This window comes from Oerskovia sp. 140933 (assembly GCF_059651515.1).
The window spans coordinates 1-1,524 of record NZ_JAMXIO010000072.1; the positions used below are offsets into that span (position 1 = coordinate 1).

Consider the following 1,524-nt stretch of genomic DNA (forward strand, 5'->3'; position numbering starts at 1 on the left):
CTCACGGCTCTGGACGCGGACGAGGCGCTCGACACGCTCGCGGACCGTGGGACGGACGTGCGTCTGGTCGCCTCGCGCTCGGGCGCCGACGGGCGTGCGGCCCTGCCGCTGCGCCTCGACGCCGACGGCCCCGTCAACGTCGTGGTCGACGGCCAGGTCCTGACGGCTCCTGACGGCAGCATCGGCGTGAACGCGATCCTCGACCAGCAGGGCATCGTCCTGGGCGAGCACGACCGCGTCTCGGTCGCCCGCGACGAGGCCGCCGACCCCGCGGTCTCGCTCGTCGTCCAGCGCGTCGCCGTGGCAGAGGTCCCGACCGTGACCCCGATCCCGTTCGAGACGGTCACGGAGCAGGACGCGAACCGTTACGCGGACCTCGCTCCCGTCGTCAAGCAGGAGGGCGTCGAGGGCGCGTCGACCAAGGTCGAGCGCGTCACGACGGTCGACGGCGTCGAGGAGTCCCGCGAGCTCGTCTCGGACGCCGTGACCGCCGAGCCGGTCACCAAGATCCTCGTGCAGGGCACCAAGGAGCGCCCGGCACCGACCCCCGCGCCGAAGGCCACGACTGCGGCGCCCCAGGCGAGCAGCAGCTCCTCGTCCTCTTCCGCGGCGGCTGCGCCGGCGGCGCCGAGCACCGTCGGCGGGGACGTCTGGGCGGCCCTGGCGAAGTGCGAGTCGGGGGGCAACCCCGCGACGAACACCGGGAACGGCTACTACGGCCTCTACCAGTTCTCGGCCAGCACCTGGCGCGCCATGGGCGGTTCGGGTCTCCCCTCGGAGGCCTCGGCCGCCGAGCAGACCCAGCGCGCCCAGGCCCTCCAGGCCCGGTCGGGCTGGGGCCAGTGGCCCGCCTGCTCCAAGAAGCTCGGCCTGCGCTGAGCGTCTGGACGCCCTGACGGGCTCGTCCTGAGCGCGTCGTCGGAAGGGTGCGGGGTCCGCAGCGAGAGCTGTGGCCCCCGCACCCTTCGTGCGTCCCCGTCCGGCCGCCGGTGACCGTGGAGGCCGCGCACCCGGGTGTGTCGCACGACACCGTCACGCGCAGGCCGGGCTCGCCCGACCTGCGAGGTGGCACCCGGTTCGTCCACCCGGGCAGTGCGTGGACGGCAGCGCGTCGGCTTGGCGATCCATAACGAGTCGGTTACGGTCGAGTGTCCCGCGTGCAGAAGTCGCCACGATGTGATCTCGCAGCGGGTGGTGCCGACCGGGCCGTGAGCCCGGTGCCCAGGCGCCCGGACCGCCGGATCGGCTGGTCGAGACCCCGGAGCGACCTCGTCGCACCGTGCCCTGCACGGACCGGGCTGTGCCTCGTCGCGAGCCTCGACCTCCCGTGCCCGGACAGCACGACGACTGGACACGAGTGAAGAACCCCTTCCGCAGCACCAAGCACGAGGCGCTCGAGCGCACCGCGCCGACTCCCTCCGCCCCCGACCCTTCGACGGGCGTCGAGGCTGATGCTTCCGCCCCTTCCTCTTCCACTGCCACTGCTGCGCGGCGTCGCCGGTGGCCGTTGGTCGCCGGTGCGAC

Annotated in this window: 1 protein-coding gene; it reads left to right on the forward strand. The window is 73.8% G+C overall.

Translation table 11 applies throughout. The features are described 5' to 3' along the window. The coding region (locus tag NHG27_RS18940; RefSeq protein ID WP_497017354.1) for a resuscitation-promoting factor at nucleotides 1-879 on the forward strand (879 nt) is incomplete at its 5' end. Between the last annotated feature and the right edge of the window lie 645 nt (nucleotides 880-1,524).